At 33.1% G+C, this 18,741-nt stretch carries 17 protein-coding genes, 1 tRNA gene and 2 pseudogenes; 10 read left to right on the top strand and 10 right to left on the bottom strand.

Annotated features, from left to right (window positions below):
- The 6 genes and pseudogenes from ACFEL1_RS03510 to ACFEL1_RS08375 all read right to left on the bottom strand — a co-directional run.
- Nucleotides 1-2,226, bottom strand: coding sequence for a DNA translocase FtsK (locus ACFEL1_RS03510; protein WP_375331452.1), 2,226 nt, complete (start codon nucleotides 2,224-2,226; stop codon nucleotides 1-3).
- Between the two features lie 358 nt (nucleotides 2,227-2,584).
- Nucleotides 2,585-2,902, bottom strand: a complete 318-nt coding sequence (locus ACFEL1_RS03500; protein ID WP_342278284.1) for a cell division protein ZapA — start codon at nucleotides 2,900-2,902, stop codon at nucleotides 2,585-2,587.
- 7 nt (nucleotides 2,903-2,909) lie between these two features.
- Nucleotides 2,910-3,119: a hypothetical protein gene (locus ACFEL1_RS03495; protein WP_341762569.1), complete on the bottom strand. Its 210-nt coding sequence runs from the start codon at nucleotides 3,117-3,119 to the stop codon at nucleotides 2,910-2,912.
- Nucleotides 3,116-3,469 carry a helix-turn-helix domain-containing protein gene (locus ACFEL1_RS03490; RefSeq protein ID WP_342278283.1) on the bottom strand — a complete coding sequence of 118 codons (354 nt, stop codon included), beginning with the start codon at nucleotides 3,467-3,469 and terminating at the stop codon, nucleotides 3,116-3,118. The genes ACFEL1_RS03495 and ACFEL1_RS03490 overlap by 4 nt, the downstream gene beginning before the upstream one ends.
- 6 nt (nucleotides 3,470-3,475) lie before the next feature.
- Nucleotides 3,476-6,877 (bottom strand): annotated as a pseudogene (locus ACFEL1_RS03485) (NAD-glutamate dehydrogenase domain-containing protein); the annotation flags it as partial.
- Nucleotides 6,878-7,078: 201 nt separating this feature from the next.
- A pseudogene (locus tag ACFEL1_RS08375) lies at nucleotides 7,079-8,533 on the bottom strand (glutamate dehydrogenase); the annotation flags it as partial.
- A gap of 207 nt (nucleotides 8,534-8,740) precedes the next feature.
- On the opposite strand from ACFEL1_RS08375, the gene mnmE reads away from it, so the two are divergent.
- From mnmE to ACFEL1_RS03440, 9 genes are all read left to right on the top strand, one after another.
- On the top strand, nucleotides 8,741-10,162 hold the full coding sequence (mnmE, locus tag ACFEL1_RS03480; RefSeq protein ID WP_342278281.1) for a tRNA uridine-5-carboxymethylaminomethyl(34) synthesis GTPase MnmE: 1,422 nt from the start codon (nucleotides 8,741-8,743) through the stop codon (nucleotides 10,160-10,162).
- A 3-nt stretch (nucleotides 10,163-10,165) separates the two neighbouring features.
- Nucleotides 10,166-11,110 (top strand): tyrosine recombinase XerC, encoded by a 945-nt coding sequence (locus tag ACFEL1_RS03475; protein WP_342278280.1) that lies wholly within the window; start codon nucleotides 10,166-10,168, stop codon nucleotides 11,108-11,110.
- A gap of 63 nt (nucleotides 11,111-11,173) precedes the next feature.
- The gene (gene dksA, locus ACFEL1_RS03470) at nucleotides 11,174-11,593 is read left to right on the top strand and encodes an RNA polymerase-binding protein DksA (protein WP_375331450.1); all 420 of its coding nucleotides are present in this window, start codon (nucleotides 11,174-11,176) and stop codon (nucleotides 11,591-11,593) included.
- Between the two features lie 232 nt (nucleotides 11,594-11,825).
- Nucleotides 11,826-12,116, top strand: coding sequence for a SemiSWEET family sugar transporter (locus ACFEL1_RS03465; RefSeq protein WP_341762564.1), 291 nt, complete (start codon nucleotides 11,826-11,828; stop codon nucleotides 12,114-12,116).
- Nucleotides 12,117-12,248: 132 nt separating this feature from the next.
- Nucleotides 12,249-12,419, top strand: a complete 171-nt coding sequence (rpmG, locus tag ACFEL1_RS03460) for a 50S ribosomal protein L33 (RefSeq protein WP_341747615.1) — start codon at nucleotides 12,249-12,251, stop codon at nucleotides 12,417-12,419.
- Between the two features lie 14 nt (nucleotides 12,420-12,433).
- Entirely contained in the window at nucleotides 12,434-12,769 is a 336-nt protein-coding gene (gene rpsP, locus ACFEL1_RS03455) for a 30S ribosomal protein S16 (protein ID WP_342278279.1), read from the top strand.
- Between the two features lie 425 nt (nucleotides 12,770-13,194).
- Nucleotides 13,195-13,269: transfer RNA gene (locus ACFEL1_RS03450), tRNA-Thr, on the top strand.
- A 23-nt stretch (nucleotides 13,270-13,292) separates the two neighbouring features.
- Nucleotides 13,293-15,038, top strand: a complete 1,746-nt coding sequence (locus ACFEL1_RS03445) for an ABC transporter ATP-binding protein (RefSeq protein WP_375331534.1) — start codon at nucleotides 13,293-13,295, stop codon at nucleotides 15,036-15,038.
- A 134-nt stretch (nucleotides 15,039-15,172) separates the two neighbouring features.
- Entirely contained in the window at nucleotides 15,173-15,331 is a 159-nt protein-coding gene (locus tag ACFEL1_RS03440) for a hypothetical protein (protein ID WP_341762562.1), read from the top strand.
- Between the two features lie 534 nt (nucleotides 15,332-15,865).
- Here the strand turns inward: ACFEL1_RS03440 and ACFEL1_RS03430 are convergent.
- The 4 genes from ACFEL1_RS03430 to rpmF all read right to left on the bottom strand — a co-directional run bounded on the left by ACFEL1_RS03430 (nucleotide 15,866) and on the right by rpmF (nucleotide 17,927).
- Nucleotides 15,866-16,168: a MerR family transcriptional regulator gene (locus ACFEL1_RS03430; RefSeq protein ID WP_342278277.1), complete on the bottom strand. Its 303-nt coding sequence runs from the start codon at nucleotides 16,166-16,168 to the stop codon at nucleotides 15,866-15,868.
- A 317-nt stretch (nucleotides 16,169-16,485) separates the two neighbouring features.
- Entirely contained in the window at nucleotides 16,486-16,773 is a 288-nt protein-coding gene (locus tag ACFEL1_RS03425) for an HU family DNA-binding protein (protein ID WP_341762560.1), read from the bottom strand.
- Nucleotides 16,767-17,720, bottom strand: a complete 954-nt coding sequence (locus ACFEL1_RS03420) for a beta-ketoacyl-ACP synthase III (protein ID WP_342278276.1) — start codon at nucleotides 17,718-17,720, stop codon at nucleotides 16,767-16,769. Before ACFEL1_RS03420 ends, ACFEL1_RS03425 begins: the two co-directional genes overlap by 7 nt.
- A 6-nt stretch (nucleotides 17,721-17,726) precedes the next feature.
- Nucleotides 17,727-17,927, bottom strand: a complete 201-nt coding sequence (gene rpmF / locus ACFEL1_RS03415) for a 50S ribosomal protein L32 (RefSeq protein ID WP_375331449.1) — start codon at nucleotides 17,925-17,927, stop codon at nucleotides 17,727-17,729.
- 108 nt (nucleotides 17,928-18,035) lie between these two features.
- Here rpmF and ACFEL1_RS03410 point away from each other — a divergent pair, with 108 nt between their 5' ends.
- A complete protein-coding gene (locus ACFEL1_RS03410; protein ID WP_375331448.1) occupies nucleotides 18,036-18,497 on the top strand; it encodes an outer membrane protein assembly factor BamE in 462 nt (153 codons plus the stop codon).
- Nucleotides 18,498-18,741 lie beyond the last annotated feature (244 nt).

Raw genomic sequence — 18,741 nt, 5'->3', positions numbered from 1 at the left:
TTAATTTTCTGGCAATAATATTTCTCTCTTACCAGTATGGTTAGGAGGAGATATTACCCCATTTTGTTCCATTTTTTCAACAAGAGTAGCCGCTCTATTATAGCCAATTCGTAAACATCTTTGTATATAGCTAATTGATACTTTTCGTTCTAATTGTACGATTTGTACTGCTCTTTTATATAAAGTTTCATCACTGCTTGAATCATCTCCTAGACTCTCGCCATTTATTTCATCATCATCTAGTTGTTGGGTCACTGCTGAAATATATTCAGGCACTCCCGTGGATCTTAAATATTGGGTAACCTTCTCTACTTCTTTATCATCAACAAATGGACCATGCACCCTAGTAATCTTTGAAGAATTACCCATATAAAGCATATCTCCCATACCTAGTAACTGCTCAGAGCCTTGTTCACCAAGAATAGTTCTACTATCAATCTTAGAAGTTACTTTAAAACTGATACGACTTGGGAAATTAGCTTTGATTACCCCAGTAATAACATCAACAGAAGGTCTTTGAGTTGCCATGATGATATGAATACCTGCTGCTCTTGCCATTTGAGCTAGACGCTGTATTGACAATTCAATGTCTTTGCCAGCTACCAACATTAAATCAGCCATTTCATCAACAATTACTACAATGAATGGTAATTTCTCCATATTCATTTCAATTGTTTCATAGATAGGCTTACCAGTTTCCGGATCAAATCCTGTTTGAATAGTACGTTCTAATATTTTACCTGCCGATGTAGCTTCTGAAATTTTAGCATTATAACCTGCTATATTTCTTACCCCAATATTTGACATTGCCCTATAACGATTTTCCATCTCTTTTACCGCCCATTTGAGGGCTACCACTGCTTTGCTTGGCTCAGTAACCACTGGAGTTAGAAGATGTGGTATGCCATCATAGGTAGATAATTCAAGCATTTTGGGATCGATCATTATTAAACGGCATTCTTCCGGGGTATAGCGGTAAAGTAGGGAAATTATCATAGCGTTAATTGCCACTGATTTACCGGAACCTGTCGTACCAGCAACTAACAGATGGGGCATTTTTGCTAAATCTGCAACAAAAGGTTTACCAGCTAGATCCTTTCCTAAAATCAATGGTAGCATAATACTGCTATCTTGATATTCCGGTGTTTCGATTAATTCTCTTAGACAAAAGAATGCTCGTTGTTTATTTGGTAATTCAATACCTAAAACGTTTCTACCCGGTATTACGGCTATCCTAGTTGATATTGCCGATAAAGATCTAGCAATGTCATCTGATAAACCGATAATCCTAGAAGATTTAGTACCTGCAGCTGGCTCAAATTCATATAACGTTACCACTGGACCTTGGCTAATATTAATTACCTGACCTTTAACCCCAAAATCACCTAGAACAGTTAATAATGCTTGGGCATTATGTTGTAGTTCTGATGAAGTTTCTACTTTGATATTTTGGTTGTCAGCTTGTTTTAATAATTCGATAGGGGGCAAGTATGGTAATTCGCCATTTTCTTTTTTGAATGGAGATTGTTGTTTTGAAAAATGGGAGTGTATGTCATTATTTTTTTCTTGTAATGCATCTATTTTATGAGCATACGTTGCTTCTTCTTGATTAATAAAAGGTATCTTTTTTATCAAAACTTGTTTCGTTGACTTGGTATTTGTCGATATTGTAGGTAAAAGTATAAATTTTTTATAAGGTATTAGTTTAAATAATTTAATTATAACGATCCCAAAAACTGAAAATTTTATTTCAGTCAATAAAAATAATAAAATAAATGTAGTAATAATTAAAGCATAATCGGCTCTACTGTCCAATTGCTTGATTATTGGATAAATAATAGTACCTGTTGTCCCACCTGCACCTGCCGGTAAATAATTAATTTTTATATTAGTGCAGACTATCGATAATGATATAATTGACAGCAGCATCACAATTATCCTGACGGTAGCCCATTTTTTCTTTAAACGCCATACACTCAGAGACCAAAAAATACAACAAATTGGTAAAATAAAGGACGCTATACCAAAAAATTGGTAAAAAATATCTGCCAAATAAGCACCGAAATGACCTAATAAATTGCTAGGATATTTGTCTGTGACAGAATTAAAGGAAGGATCATTTGGATTATAAGTCACTAGTAATAGAGCAGTAGAACAACCCACCAACATTAATAAAGCAGACTGCACTCTATGATTAGTAAAAATTTTGTTTATGTAATATAGCACAAAAGTTGCCTAAAAAAATGAACCACTTTGGTCGTTGCCTAAAATCCTCAAAGAACCTGTATGTAAGGTGGAATCCATATATCTGTATAATAGATTCAGACAGGGACGGTTTCCTAATAATAAAAATTATAGTCCCGGGGCAATACGTTAAGCTCACGAACCAGGCAGCCCATTATAAACATTAGACCTCTTTTGAAACTCTACTTCTGCTAGTGATTTGTACGTGATACCGGTACTCTGCTCCTCACGTACATCAGAGTACGCTGCGGGTCGAGATTCCGCGTCTCCTTCACACCCTTGCGCATAAGCAAGTTTCGAAATAGGTCTATTGATGTTTCATACACGGGATTATATAATATCACTTTCCAATCTTTCTCGCAAGGTCTTCTAAATATTCTGCTATAGTACTTAACGTTTCTGCAAATTTTTCTTCTTCGGGAGGTATATTAGCACCATCAATTTTAGCAATTTTGTTAGTCAAGTTTTGTACTTGTTCCTGTAAACTCAATGCAGACATAACTAATAATAGTTCAAATGATGCTGATGGGTTAACTTTTTTTATCTGAGCAATATTTTCATTCAATCTGGCTGCAAGATTGCATAATTCTTCTCTTGATCCTTCACTACATGCGAGTTGGAAAGTTTTGTTACCAAGTAGTATTGTTACTATAGACATCTTTATTTTATGTATTTTTATGTTTTATTGCTTCAAGTTCAGCAATATATACGGCTATTTGCTCAAGTATTTTTGCATAATTATCCCTGAGCTGTTTATTTTCATCCTGCAGTTTATTGATTTCTTCATGTTGCCTAGCGATCTTTGACAAGAGACCTTCAAGACCTTGATCCACTTCTTGCATTAACTTAAGTAATAAATCATTAGTTATTTTCATTCAGATGATAATATTAAGTGATAAATTATTGGAATTATTATTAATATTAAAACAGAAATAATAATTAGTTGTTTTTTCCATTTATAGTCCAATATCATTGGATCTGACCTATTTCTGAGGTCAATATCTTTTGAAGATTCCTGCTTGTCTTTTTCACTGAGATTTACATCTATCCCTAAATAGTTTGAGTATAATTTAAGATAACCTTTTACATAAACTTCCGCTGGCATCGAACTAAAATCCTCCTCTTCAAGAGCTACCAAATATTGCTTCCTAATCTTCAAATAGCTAGATATTTCTTCAAGAGTTTTACCAGATTCTATTCTCGCTTGTTTTAGGGATGACGACATAACGCATTACTCAAGCTTACGCAAAAAAGTTTCAAATTTCTTGTTTGCTAAAATTAAAATATTTAAGTCAATAGTTTCTTGCAATCTAATTCCTTTTACAAAATCTAAAAAAATACATGCGGCATCTATATTATTATCAATCCATAACTCTAAATCAATATTTAATTTAGAGTTGTTAATTATTTTAGTCAATAATTGTCTTTGTTTATCATATAAGTCATCTTTTAATGATTGAATTGATAATCTATTCCAGTAGGAATCATTTAGTTGTTTATCACAAGATTTACGAAGCCAATCAATACTAAATTTATTACCAGTAGTGAAATATAAATTAGCAACATCATTATTTTTAGCTTTTGTCTTTTTTGCAATATATATTATATCAAAGACAGACACTAGGCTGTCAAGAGTTGCAATCCTATGAGCTATTTCATCTGTCACTCCTGATAAAGTATATTGCTTAACTTTATTATCGAATTTATTTTTTGCTTCTCCTAAAAGAAGATTACCAAACACTTTACTAAGCATTCTAGCTGGTTCATAAAATTCATCAATGGTATTGCTAATATTGATAGGATGTTTTTTATGCTTTAGAAACCAAGAGATACCTCTACGCATAATTTTAGCAAGCTCAGTGAACATGTCAATTTTAACTTTATGATCTATATTACTTGCTAGAGATTCTATTATAGTCCATAGATTATCTAAATCAAAAATTTCACAGATAATAGTATACGAACGAACTATATCACAAAGAGCAGCCTGAGTTTCACGTTTTATAAGATTAAGTGATGGTCCGCCTAATTGATTGACAATTTTATTTGTTACAACGGTTCGAATAATTTCATGTTTAAGCGGATGAGCTAAAATTTCCTCACGGAACTTTTCTTGCATTAGTTTTGGAAAATAATTAATCAGATAAGATTCAAAATACTTATCTTTTGAAAATGTTGCTGTTATTAAATCATGATAGACTGAGCGTTTACTATAAGAAAGTAATACACAAAGCTCGGGGCGGGTCATACTTTCCTTATTAACTGTCCTTTTACTGAGTTCTTCCTGAGTTGGTAAGAACTCAACAGTTCTATTAATTAATTTTTCTTCTTCTAAAGTATCAATAAATTGGCTAAATATTCCGATAGTTGAAGTACTAGATAATTGCATTATATCAAGTGCCTGATTTTGCTTATAGTTATCAACTAGAACCAGTTCTTCGACGTGTTTTGTCATAGTAAATAAGAACTTATTACGTTCTTCTAAACTAATCTTCTTAGAGGACATAGCTTGATTAAGAGCAATTTTGATATTTACCTCATGATCCGAACAATCAACGCCAGCTGAATTATCAATGAAATCAGTATTTATTCTCCCACCTAGCTTGCTATACTCTATTCTACCTTGTTGTGATACACCAATATTTCCACCTTCTCCTATTACTTTAGCTCTGATATCTTTACCATTGACTCTAAGATTATCATTTGCCTTATCGCCTATCTCTAGGTGATTTTCCGTTGAAGCTTTTATATAGGTTCCTATACCGCCATTCCAAAGCAAATCAACTTCTGCTTGTAGGATAGCTCTAATCATATCTTCAGGAGATGATTCGCTAATGTCTAGTTTTAGCAATAACTTGGCTTCTAGGGATAATGATATAGACTTACTGCTTCTCTCAAAAATTCCGCCACCTTTTGAAATTAATTGTTGATTATAGTCAGACCAATTTGATGTAGGTAAATTGAATAGTCGCATACGTTCATTGAAACTAATAATTGGATCAGGTTGTGGATCAATAAATATATGTTTATGATTAAATGCCGCAACAAGTTTTATGGTATTAGACCTAAGCATGCCATTACCAAAAACATCCCCAGACATATCGCCAATACCAACAACAGTAATAGGGTCTTTTTGTACATCAATACCCATAGCATGGAAATGGCTTGCTACAGAAATCCAAGCTCCCTTTGAGGTAATAGCCATTTTCTTATGATCATAACCTACTGATCCACCGGAAGCAAAAGCGTCGCCTAACCAAAAATTATATTCAGCCGACACACTATTTGCATAATCCGAGAACGTTGCCGTACCTTTATCGGCTGCAACCACTAGATATGGATCTTCTTGGTCGTAGATAATAGTATTTTTTGGCTGAATAACTTTACCATCAATTATATTGTCAGTGATATCAAGTAATCCACGGAGAAAATTTTTATAACACTGCACCACTCTTGCCATATATTCTTGGCGAGTCATATTATCATCAGTGAAATTAACGAAAAATCCACCTTTTGAGCCAACAGGTACAATAACTGAATTTTTGGTCATTTGTGCTTTCATTAGTCCTAATACTTCTACCCTATAATCCTCACCTCTATCAGACCATCTAATACCTCCGCGAGCGACGACGCCTCCTCGTAAATGGATAGCTTCAAAATCATTATCGTAAACAAATATTTCGGCAAATGGTACTGGCAAAGGCAGGTGAGGAACTTTTTGCGAGTCAAATTTAAAAGAAAAATAATTTTTACTGACTGTATTATGCTTGTTAGCTGAATTTTTTAAGTCATTAGAGCTAGGCTGATAACAGTTAGTTCTTATAATAGCTTCAATAATATCAAACATCTGTCTTAAAACCTTGTCCTCACTACTGCTAGTAATTGTATTAAGATAGTTAAAGATACTATCTTTTATAGTTTTTGAACGTATACTCTTCTGCTTTGAAGAATTGGTTTTTGCAAATACTTGCGGGGTATTCGCGTACTCACGTACTTCATGTACGCCTAGTTCGCTCACCCCTTGTTTGTTGTCCCCATTCTCCAAATCATTTGAGTATATATCTGAGAAATTTGCTGGATTAAATTTAGCATCAAACAAATCAACTAACATTTTAGTATATAAAAAATGCTTTATTAAGGTCAACTGAACATAGCCCTTGCCATAGATAAAGCCAGTTTGATGTAAATATCTAGTTAATGCTTTAACCAATTTAACTTGCCACCAATTAAAACCCGATAATACTATTAATTTGCTCAAAGAATCATTAGCCAAAAGTCCAAGATATATCTTATCTAGAGCCTCTTCTACGTTTGCTTTAAGTAAATCAATATCACTTTTAATAGTTATCAATGCTTCGAGAGTGAACTCATATATCCAACTTTCTTCAATATAGTCAATTGATGAGAAGTTGGTGACGTCGTCACTCGTCGCTCGCCTATTACATATAGGCGTCGCTCCATCGCTCCTAGCACCAAATCCTCCTGAATTGACTATATCTCCTGCTCCTTTTATGGCAAAGCTTTGTTCATCTATAGCTTTGAATCCTAAATTTTCTATAGATGGTAGTAAGTCTGAGAGAGCTAATTTAGGAGTCGGGCTGTAAATTTTTAGCTGGAACTCTGTATTATTTATAACAATTAAATTAAATATCGGTTTGTGATAAATACTAGCCTCTTTTAAATACTCAATATCTATTAAAGCTGTTTGTCCATTAAATTTTTCTCTATAGTCGATAGGAAAAATTGGGTCAAAAAGCTTAAAATTTACCCCACCTTGGTATTCACCAAATTTTTCACATAACTCTTGGTAGAAATCTTCACTCCAACGAGTGGAGAGTTTATCTAATTCTTGCTCTATTAGTTCAACATCAAAATCAATATTCTTTTTACCCTGTACCTCCAACGTAACAAATAAATATGAAAAATTTTCTACCACTTCTGCAGTATAATCTGAAAGTATTAGACCACTAAGTATATTTGATAAATAATAATTTATGCTACTATGTACTTCTAGTGTCAAACGATCTCTTGGTAGAAATATTATGATATTAATAAACGAACCAGACCAATCTTGTTGAATAAATAATTTAAGTTTTTTACTCGTTATCCCTGAAAGTACATGTAAGCACATACAGTATAAATCACCTTCATCAATCTGTATCAAAGCTTCTTTAGGCAGAGATTGAATTATATTTTTAAGTTTCTTGGTATTATATCCACCAATCGGGAAAGCGGCTTTATCTACAACAAATTTTAGTTTTTGTCTCAGTATAGGAATATCAGTAACTAATTGATAATACATTGCAGAGCTATATAAGCCAAAAATTATACTACCTGAGTGATATTTTTTATCCTGATCAATTTTCTTAATTAAAATATAATCTACTAAGTTACTTCTATGTACCTTTGATAAGATATTAATTTTACCTAAAATAATTAGTTTATTTTCATGTAATGAATTTGCTGAGCGTTCGATAATATCAATAACCTCACCACTATCTTGCCATATCTTTTTGACCCCATCTTCTGATGAGAAGTCTTTAGAGGTGAGATCAAAGTTAATCATACCTAGGAAAGTAAAATTATCATCTTTTAACCAATCTAAGAAATTTGTAGATTCATGATAATCTAAATGATTGTCATTATATAATTGCTGATTATTTTGGATATCGTTTGAAATTAACGTCACTCTGTTTAAGATTTTAGACCATACATTATAAGTAGTATCTATCTGATCTAGAACTTCATTTAAAGCCATTTCCAAAGAGCTAATATCTTTTTGATCAAAACTCCCTAGAATAGTGATATGGACTAAAGATTCCACTCTATCTTTCTTTATATCCAATATTTCTTGTAAGTGACCATCATTGTTCCTTACACAAGCTATAATAGGATGAAGTAAAAATTTAGCTTTTAAACTTAGGCTTGTTAATAAACAAATGATCGAATCAACTATAAATGATTTGTCATCATTCAGTAGCAGAATATTAATTGCAGGATCATTTTCAATTACTGTACTGACAATCTGCAACTTTCTTTTATCAGGCTGTTTTTCTTGAAAGAACTGAAAGGCATTATTTATAAACTCACCAAATAATTCTTGTCTATCTCTAAATCTATAGTCTACAGGGATATAAACTAGAAATTTTTGTACAAACTTACTATAAAGAGGGGTGCTATAAAGTGGATTCCCACTTTTTGTTGTACTTAGTGATAAAATTTCTGATTTATAATTAGGCACTTGACAAGTAAGCTTACTCAAAGCTAAAGATGTCTTTTCTATTGTCATAGTTGTTACCAAACTTTATAATTGTTGCAATAGAGATATACTCTTCTGCTTTGAAGAATTGTTTTTTGAAAATATCATGGATTCGCATGCTCATGTACTAATATGTACACTCCGCTTGCTCACCATTCATTTTCAAATCCAATTCTTCAAATCATTTGAGTATAGTATAATTAAATAAATTACTTAAGCAAGAGGATCACTGCCATCGTGGAAACTATTTTTGCTCAAAGCTCTAAACTAGGAAAAGCTGGTGTTGCAGTCTTTCGTATCTCTGGGCCTAAAAGCCTATTTGCCTTAAAACACCTGCTTAAGAATAATAATATAGAGTTTGTTCCGAGAATTATGTACTGTAAAAAGCTCATAAATCCTAAAAATCAAGAATTAATTGATGATGCAGTTGTAGCATATTTTCAAGCTCCAGCTAGCTTCACTGGAGAAGATGTAGTGGAGATATACACACATGGCAGCATAGCAATTGCTGTTATGCTAAGTGAAGCATTGTTAACCATAGATGGTTTAAGGATTGCAGAGCCTGGGGAATTCACCCGTAGGGCGTTTTTAAATGGCAAATTTGATTTAACTGCTGCAGAAGGTATTGCCGATTTAATTGAAGCTGAAACTGTTTGGCAACATAGGCAGGCACTTAAGCAAGTTGGTGGAGAACTTGAAGAACTTTATAATGGATGGAGACAAACTTTACTTACCATTATTGGCTTACTTGAAGCTTATATCGATTTCCCTGATGAAGATATTCCACAAGAAATATTAAATAGGGTTATGACTATTAGTGCTGATCTTAAATATGCTATAATAAAACACCTTAACGATAATAGACGAGGGGAGTTACTACGAACTGGGATTAAATTGACTATTTTAGGAACTCCTAATGTTGGTAAATCTAGTTTACTTAATTTTTTGATGCAAAGAGACGTTGCTATTGTATCAAACATTGAAGGCACAACTCGTGATATAATTGAGGGGCATCTAGATATAGGAGGATACCCAATTATATTACAAGATACGGCTGGTATAAGGTCTAGTAATGATCTAATAGAGCTAGAAGGTATCAAACGTGCAATTGAGTCAGCAAAAATGGCTGATATCAAAATAATTATGCTTGATGCTATAAAGTTAAGCAACTCACCCTCATATTTTGAGGAGATGGTTGATATTATAGATTTAATAGATGATAATACCATAATGTTGGTCAATAAAATTGATCTTTTGGATAAAAGTTTGGGGCATTGTCAACCTGCTTCAGTGCGGGATATAGATTCCCGCCTATGCGGGAATGATATCATGAAAGATAGATTGCTGCCATTAAACAAGAATTATTTAAAAATCTCTATAAAAGAAAAAATAGGACTGGATATTTTATTAAAGGAAATCGAAAATATTGCTCATAATATAGCAGGTTTAACCGAATCGCCGCATATTACTAGACAACGTCAACGAGATTGTATAGAAAAAGCGTTGGAATATTTAGAAAATTTTAATATTGAAAATGACTTAGTGCTAGCCACAGAAGATGTTAGAATGGCTATCAGAAGTTTAAGTAATGTTACTGGTAAGATTAGTGTTGAAGAAGTGTTAGGAGAGATATTTAGTAATTTTTGTATAGGTAAATGATCAATGATTCAGAAAAAAGCACAAGAAGTATTGGAGCTAATAGATAAATGGCAAAAATATCTGAAATTACAAAAAAATTGTTCAGAACATACCATAATTTCTTATAAGAATGATTTAGAACATTTTCTGAATTTTATGACTCACTATAATTCTGAAATCATAACCATTAGTTCTATAAGGCAAGTTGACATAAGATTAGTACGGAGCTGGCTTTCTAAAAGGCAACAAGATAATTACCTAACAGCTTCTAATTCTAGAAGTTTATCTGCTATAAAGAATTTTTATAAATATCTAGAGAAGACTGCTAATATCACTTGCCATGCAATTTTCTCCGTCAAAAACCCTAGGAAAGCTAAAATATTACCGAAATCTTTATCGCAGTCAGATGCTCAATTATCCATTGAACATATTGATGATTTTGCTGATTTAGAATGGGTGGAGTTAAGAAATAAAGCCCTTTTAGTGCTTATTTATGCTGCTGGTCTTAGAATATCCGAAGCATTATCTATGACTACATCTCATTTACAAAACTTAGATTTTATAAAAATAACAGGGAAGGGCAGAAAAGAACGGATAATACCATGGACGCCAGTTGCTAGAGATCTAATAGAACAATATTTGAGTAAATTACCTTATAGTATAGATGAAAAAGACCCGATATTTCGAGGTAAAATGGGTAAAAAATTACAAGCTCCAGTATTTAATCGTGAACTGATAAAATTACGTCGCTTCTATGGATTATCAGAACATTTATCAGCTCATTCCTTTAGACATAGTTTTGCCACGCACTTACTTGAGAATGGAGCAGAGTTAAGGTCTATTCAGGAATTACTTGGGCATAAAAGTTTGTCAACTACCCAGCGTTATACTAAAATTAGTCTAAAACATTTGGAAAATATTTATAATAATGCTCACCCAATATCAAAATCTAAAGGGGAAGTATTATAATCTTCTTGCCATGCTTTTTAATTATAGGTTATATTATCCCATGTTTGAATATGAGAAGCCTGTATGTCTAAAATTATTTTACTAAAAAAGTATAAACCTTCCAATGATGAAGAATATATGAATCCTCAACAGTTAGAATATTTTAGACAAAAACTCCTTGAGTGGAAAAGTTCTTTACTAGAGGAATCACGAGAAACCTTAACCCATCTCAAGGAAGAAAATTGGAATGAGCCGGATTTAAATGATCGTGCGTCAATTGAAACGGATACAGCAATTGAACTTAGGACAAGAGATAGGTATCGTAAGCTTCTTGATAAAATCGAAGAAGCTTTGGTAAGGATAGAAAAAAATGAATATGGTTATTGTGAAGAAACTGGAGAGCCAATTGGCTTAAAACGTCTAGAAGCAAGACCAGTTGCAACTTTGTGTATTGAAGCACAAGAGCGACATGAGAGTTATGAGAAACAGCATATAGATATTTAACCTCAATTTCGGATTAATTTCATTAATCAGAAATTGGAATGATTTCATTTGCTAATAATCTTATTTTTATACCAATAAAAATAAGATTATTAGCGATAATAGATTACAATGCATTCGTAGAAGCGTTTCAAGAATGCATTTTTCTGATATTTTAGCCAGTTTTGGATTAAAATTTTTAATTTTAATCCAAAACTGAGGTTATTTAGGTTCTAATAGTTAAATAGGTGCATATATGGCATATACAGAGAAAACAAAAAATAAACTAGTTATTTTTTTTGATAGATATATGATATTTGCTGGTACAATGGGTCAATATTTATTTTATACTCAGGCCTATAAAATTTTTACTACTAAGAGTGCAGATGACTTATCTCTTGATGGTTTTCTTGTGATAATTATTGTTACTTTGAGTTGGTTAATTTATGGTATAATCCACCATAACACTACAATCATTGTTGCTCAAATAGTTGGATTAGTAGGAATGATAATGGTGGTGATTGGTATATTGCTTTATGCTTCTTGAATTCGGTCTTGGGATAAATTAAGGACTACAAACAATTAAACCAAAAGCTATTTTACTCTTGACTATTTGCCAGCTTACTTTTATTATGACCAGCAGTTTATTTTATAAATAATACAAAAAGGTCTGATAGTTGTGGCTAAAAAAAATAAGAATGTTTTGGTAAGACTTGTTAGTACAGCTGGTACAGGGTATTTTTTGGTAAAGAAACGCAACCCTAAAACTCAAACTGAGAAGTTATCATTTAAGAAGTATGATCCTGTAGTCAGGAAGCATGTTCCTTTTAAAGAAGAAAAGATTAAATAGTGAAATAGAGGTATATGGCAACAAAAATTCGTTTGGCAAGAGGTGGGGCAAAGAAGCGTCCTCATTATAGAGTAGTTGTAGCTAATGCAACAGCTCCTAGGGATGGTGATTTTTTGGAGAAAGTAGGTACTTATGACCCAATGCTTGTCAGAGGTGATGCAAATCGTGTGGTTCTAAAATCTGATCGTATAGAATATTGGTTAAGTACGGGTGCTCAGCCTACAGATCGTGTTGCTAGGTTTATTGAAGAAGCTGGTATATTACTTCCGGCATCAATCAAAAAGAAAATGGAAGTTAAAATTAAGAATCGTAAAATAAAATCTCCTAAGAAAGAGTCAAAAAAAGCTTAGGGTGGATAAAAACATGCTCCCCGTAAGGTATAACTGTTGAAAGTTAAAAAACCGTCATTGCGAGCGAACGTACGTGAGCGTGGCAATCCATGAAGCTTGTCATATAGATTGCTTCGTCGACCTACGGTCTCCTCGCTAATAGACGATTTTTAAACTTTCAACAGTTATGGTGTACATATAACTCGATAATCAAGTTTTTATTAAGTTATATAATTCATGGCAGTTTAAAAGTCATGAAAAGAAGTCGAAAATATGTCATTCCCGCGTAGGTAGCGGAATCTAAAAATACAAAAACACCTTAGACTTAAAGGTTTTTGAGAACCCTGCCGTAGCTCGGATGACATAAACTACCATGAATTGTAGCCTTCAGAAAAAAACTTGATTATCGAGTAATAGGTGCTTGACTTTAGAGCTTTTTCTTATTTGCCGGATTAGCTCAGTGGTAGAGCAACCGCCTTGTAAGCGGTAGGTCGTCAGTTCAAATCCGACATCCGGCACCAGCTATTTAATAATTATGTTTGCAATACATAAGACAATTTCTTATAGATTTATCAGTTACTTAAAGCTCTATAAATTAGATCTAGCAATTGTTATGTTGGCCTTATTATGTGTGTCAATTTCGTTGCTAGCAATAGGTAGTAGTTTTAGACAGTTAATTGATAATGGTCTAAAAACACATTATCTGCAGTCAATTGATCAATCGATATTATATATTACTATTTTAATAGTAATTTTTAGTGTAGGTAGTTTTTTCCGTTCTTATTTCATTAATAATATTGCTGAAAAAATCGTGAGTACAATTAGGCAAGAAGCTTACAGTAATATAATTAATTTTGATATTGCTTGTTTTGAAGAGCTAAAAATTGGTGATATCATCTCCCGCCTGACTATAGATATAGAACTTATCTCCAAGTTGATTATCAATTTTCTCTCTTTCTTTGTTCGTAACTCAATAATGCTAATTGGTGGAATTATATTGATGTTCTTTCAGAGTCCTAAACTCTCTGTGATTGTCATTACCATTATACCATTATTATTGTTACCACTAATAAAATTTGGCAAATATGTAAGAAATTTATCAAAAAATGCTCTTAAGTCGCAAGCCAATATTGCAGTTAATTTAGAAGAAACTGTATCAAATATTTGCACGATACAAGCTTTTAATCAGCAGGCAAATAAAATAGCTGATTTCAATAGGCAAATTTCTGATTATTTAAAGCATACGGCAGATCGCTTAAAAATCCGTTCTATATTTTTCGCGATAGCTATTTCAGTTATACTATTCTCTATCACTATAGTTATATGGGTAGGTAGCAGAGATATAGTACATGGCGATTTATCATCAGGTCAGATGATATCATTTATTTATTACGCTATAATCGCCGGTATGAGCAGCGGGGGTATTTTTGAGCTTCTAAGTGAGGTACACTCATCTCTTGTAGCTTCAGAAAGGGTTTTTGCTCTTATAGATTATTCTTCTAAAAATCAACACACCAATATCCAAATATGTGATTATCAAGATAATAAGACTTCTAGGATTATAGAGTTTGAAAATGTAAGCTTTATATATCCATCAAGATTAGATAGTTTAGTTATAGATGATCTGTCATTTAAAATAGATAGAGGTAAATTTATTGGTATAGTTGGCAGATCAGGTGCTGGTAAAAGTACCATGATGCAGTTAATGTTAAAATTTTATTTTCCTAAAAAAGGGATTATTAGAATTGCCAAGCAAGATATATCAAAGACTAATGACCAGCAGATAAGGCGTATGATTGCCTATGTGCCACAGGATTCAAGTATTTTCTCTGGTACGATTAGGTCAAATATCGTTTTTGCTAAACCGGATGCTAGTGAAGAAGAAATAATAAAAGCAGCTAATAATACCGGAATAATGGATTTTGTTCAAAATCTTCAAGAAGGACTAGATACTGAAATTGGTGAGAAGGGCATTAAATTATCTGGAGGACAGAAACAACGAATAGCTATTAGTAGGGCAATTCTATATAACCCGGAGATTTTACTTCTAGATGAAGCAATGAGTGCTTTAGATAGCGAGAGTGAACAAAAATTACTAGATAGATTACAAAAAATAATGAAAGATAAAACGATATTATCTATCGCTCATCGTATTTCAAGTATAGAGCAGGCTGACGAAATTTTGGTAATTGATCATGGAAGGTTAATTGCAAGGGATACTCACGCTAAACTGCTTGAGAAATGTGAAACTTATAAAATAATTTGCAAAGAACAGTCAATAAACTTGTAAAAATGTGAACCAAAATGACACAGAGTTATTACATTAATAATATATTTTATAATAAAGGGTAATTCTACTTATTATTTGACTTGAATATTACGGAGTTTAAGCTAGAATCACCAATACAAAAAATGAGGTTTATTATGAAAAATTTGTTAACTATTATTCTAACTTTAGCTTTCTCTATTTCTGCTTTTGCTGCAGCGACTCCTGAGAAAAAAGACCCGCAGCAAGACGAAGTGAACGTGGATGAAAACAACATGAACAAGAAAGAAACGAAGAAAGAAGAAGTGAAGAAATAAATCCCTGTTTTCTAAGGCTGGTGTGGAGTTTTTCTATGCCAGCTTTTTTGTAATATGATTATTAATCGTATTCAGTCTTTTCAAACCTCAGTTTTGGATTAATTTTATTAATCCAAAATTGAGGTTACTAACGTCAAAGCGATGTCATCCTCGCGTATTGCTGCCACAACTGTTGAAAGTTAAAAAAAATCGTCTATTAGCGAGGAGACCGTAGGTCGAGGAAGCATCTATATGACAAGCTTCATGGGGATCCACGCTCACGTACGTTCGCTCACAATAGACTTCTTTCGAAACTCTACTTCTGCTGGTGATTTGTACGTCGATGCGGTACTCGAATCCTCACGTACATTAGAGTACGCTGCGGGTCGAGGTTCCGCGTCTCCTTCACACCCTTGCGCATAAGCGAGTTTCGAAAGAAGTCTAATGACGTTTTAAGCCTTACAATAGTGCTTCGCTAATAGACGATTTTTTTAACTTTCAACAGTTATGGGATGACACAATAGGCTATTAAACCGATGTAAGAATTATTAATTTTTATCTAGAAATAATTCGCTGGATAGTCAACGATAAGTCATAAAAATTTTTGATCAGGCAATCAATTTTATTTATTTGATTATGGGATAGTTTTGAGATAATAGGCTGCGATTCTATCTGTATATTCTTGATTGTCATATGGACTCTCAAATATTCAATATCTTGTCTTGTATAATATCGTCTGTTACGTATCTTATGTATAGTTAGATTTGGTAGTAGCCGCTCTAGATATCTTAGCTGGTGAGAGTGAATATTTAGAAGTTTTGTTACTTCACCAATGGAGTAATATTTTTTATTCTGCATTTTTAATAGACCTCTTGCATAATTCTACTTCTGCTGGTATACTCTTCTGCTATTTTTTTAACCCCTTACCTACGCAGGGGTGGCATCCGCATAACTGTTGAAAGTTAAAATCGTCATTGCGATGAGGCAAGCCCTAAACCGTCTATTAGCGAGAAGCCGCTTACAGCAGCTTCGTGGCAATCTTGTGAAGGAGAGCTTGACTATCATGAGATCGCCACGACGCCTGTGGCGTCTCGCAATGACGATTTTAACTTCCAACAGTTGTGGGTGATATCCGAAGGGGCAGGGGTGACACAATAGGCTATTAAACCGATGTCTTAGTTAATTAATAATTTTAACTTTTTAGCTGGTATAAAACGCATTACCTCTTTTGCTGGAATTATCACTGTCTCTTTTGTATGAAAATTTATGCCAGGCCTAGGTTTTTTTGTGCTAGTACAAAAGCTTCCAAAACCTGTTAACGTCAATCTTTGATTGCTTGCCATTAGCTGAATATTCTTAAATATTTGATCGACTATTTCCTCGCATATAATACTTGATAGCCCTAGATTAGATTTTAATATGTGAGCAATTTTTTCTCTAGTAATAGTCTTAGTTGTTACCATCTGATTAAAACCGATCCCCAAGTTATTCCAGCACCGATAGCTGTAAAAAGGAGTATATCACCTTTTTTGATATTAGCATAAGATTTAAGAGAAGCGAGGGCTAAAGGGATTGAAGCAGCAGAACAATTGGCATGTTCTGCAACCGTTTTTACTACTTTACTTGGATTAATTTTTAGTCTCTCTATAATTGCATCTATAATCCTTATATTTGCCTGATGTGGAATAAAATAGTTAACATCATCTATGGTAAAATTATTATTATGTAATATGTCTTCAGCTGATTTGCTCATTTTTTCTACTGCATGCCTAAAAACTTCTCGTCCTTTCATTTTTATTTTACCGCTTTTGCCATCTGTACTTACACCACCATCAGTGTAAAGAATATCAAAATAACGACCATCCGAGTAAATATTACTATCTATTATACCAGAACTATCCTCACTATATTGCAGAATTACAGTACCAGCACCATCACCGAATAAGACGCAAGTAGTTCTATCGCTCCAATCTAGTAGAGACGACATTTTTTCAGCACCGACCAGTAATATTGTCCTATATTTTCTAGATTTAATCAAAGAGTCAGCAACATGTAAACCATATACAAAACCCGAACATACCGCTTGGAGATCAAATGAAGGTACATTATTAAGCCCAAGATAACCTTGTAACTTAGAAGCTATAGAAGGAAAACTATTATCTGGAGTAGTGCTGCAGGTAATTATCAAATCTATAGATGATGCCTTTAACCCAGCATCATCTAGAGCATTATGACTGGCTTTAAGAGCTAAATGTGACGTATATTCATCGTTCCCGGCAATGTGCCTTTGTAATATACCCGTCCTTGAGCGAATCCATTCATCGTTGGTATCAACCGATAACGATAATTCTGCATTGCTAACAATACGTTCCGGCAAATATGCACCGCACCCAAGAATTTTACAAGCCATACTGGTTTATGCTACTTCTTCATCTTTTTCTTCTTTCTTCACAATAACTTGACGACCATTATATGTGCCATCAGCTAAAGATATATGATGAGGAAGTTTAGATTCTCCTGTTTGAGAATCTACTACTACATTAATCTTACCAAGTGCAAGATGAGAGCGTCTCATATTACGTCTTGATTTTGATGTTTTCTTCTTTGGAACTGCCATATAGCCTCTTAAAAATTATACTTAATCTGTGAAAAAGTGTTTGTCAAATCGATGAAGCAGTATATTATACTTCCATTGCAAAATCTAGGTATTTCAAACATAAATTTTATGAAATTTTTTATAATTCGGACTTTTCTTGTTTCATCAATATTCTTTACATTATGTAGTTGTCAAACTATAGAATCAAGAGGGCAGTATGTGGATGATAATTTATTACCTACGCTTGAGGAGAGGAGGCTTAGTAAATCCGAGGTAAAAGATTTAATTGGCACACCAACAATTATACCTGACTATACACCTAATACTTGGTATTATGTTCAACGTTCTTTAGCTAGGAGAGCATGGTTTAAACCAAAAGTGATTGAACAAAGAATAGTAAGAATTACTTTTAATAAAAATGATATAATTGAAGAAGTTCTACTACTTAATGACTCACATAAAGATGATATAATGTTAATTAAAGAATATACGAAAACTTATGGTACAGAATTAAATGGGCTACAAAAGTTTGTAAAAAATATTGGTAGGTTCAATAAAACTACCGACGGAAAAAATAAGAAAAAACGATAAAATCATACTTGCAATATTTCATAGATACTGTATAAACTAGAACGCTCTGATTCTGAGAATATAGATAGGCTATAGCTAACCCGAGAATGTTTTAGTTGCATGTTGATATCTTAGTTAAAAGTATGTCATTCCTGCGTAGGTAGCGGGATATATAATATCTAATAGTCTTTTAAGCTATTTTTTTAGATTCCACTACCTACGTGGGAATGACATTAAGGCTATCCCCATTACTATGGCTAAAACC

It is taken from the genome of Candidatus Tisiphia endosymbiont of Oplodontha viridula, assembly GCF_964264865.1.
In the GTDB taxonomy this organism is placed as follows: domain Bacteria; phylum Pseudomonadota; class Alphaproteobacteria; order Rickettsiales; family Rickettsiaceae; genus Tisiphia.
Note: the sequence above shows the minus strand (reverse complement) of the source record. Positions and strands in the feature narration are given on the sequence as shown.

Bases quoted from the DNA above. Each gene is read 5' to 3' on its own strand.
- ACFEL1_RS03425 (WP_341762560.1), bottom strand. From the start codon at position 16,773: ATGGTAACAACTAAGACTATTACTAGAGAAAAAATTGCTCACATATTA.
- ACFEL1_RS03465 (WP_341762564.1), top strand. From the start codon at position 11,826: ATGGCATATACAGAGAAAACAAAAAATAAACTAGTTATTTTTTTTGAT.
- ACFEL1_RS03440 (WP_341762562.1), top strand. From the start codon at position 15,173: ATGAAAAATTTGTTAACTATTATTCTAACTTTAGCTTTCTCTATTTCT.
- rpsP (WP_342278279.1), top strand. From the start codon at position 12,434: ATGGCAACAAAAATTCGTTTGGCAAGAGGTGGGGCAAAGAAGCGTCCT.
- ACFEL1_RS03475 (WP_342278280.1), top strand. From the start codon at position 10,166: ATGATTCAGAAAAAAGCACAAGAAGTATTGGAGCTAATAGATAAATGG.
- rpmF (WP_375331449.1), bottom strand. From the start codon at position 17,927: ATGGCAGTTCCAAAGAAGAAAACATCAAAATCAAGACGTAATATGAGA.
- ACFEL1_RS03490 (WP_342278283.1), bottom strand. From the start codon at position 3,469: ATGTCGTCATCCCTAAAACAAGCGAGAATAGAATCTGGTAAAACTCTT.
- ACFEL1_RS03430 (WP_342278277.1), bottom strand. From the start codon at position 16,168: ATGCAGAATAAAAAATATTACTCCATTGGTGAAGTAACAAAACTTCTA.
- dksA (WP_375331450.1), top strand. From the start codon at position 11,174: ATGTCTAAAATTATTTTACTAAAAAAGTATAAACCTTCCAATGATGAA.
- ACFEL1_RS03495 (WP_341762569.1), bottom strand. From the start codon at position 3,119: ATGAAAATAACTAATGATTTATTACTTAAGTTAATGCAAGAAGTGGAT.
- ACFEL1_RS03420 (WP_342278276.1), bottom strand. From the start codon at position 17,720: ATGGCTTGTAAAATTCTTGGGTGCGGTGCATATTTGCCGGAACGTATT.
- ACFEL1_RS03500 (WP_342278284.1), bottom strand. From the start codon at position 2,902: ATGTCTATAGTAACAATACTACTTGGTAACAAAACTTTCCAACTCGCA.
- ACFEL1_RS03410 (WP_375331448.1), top strand. From the start codon at position 18,036: ATGAAATTTTTTATAATTCGGACTTTTCTTGTTTCATCAATATTCTTT.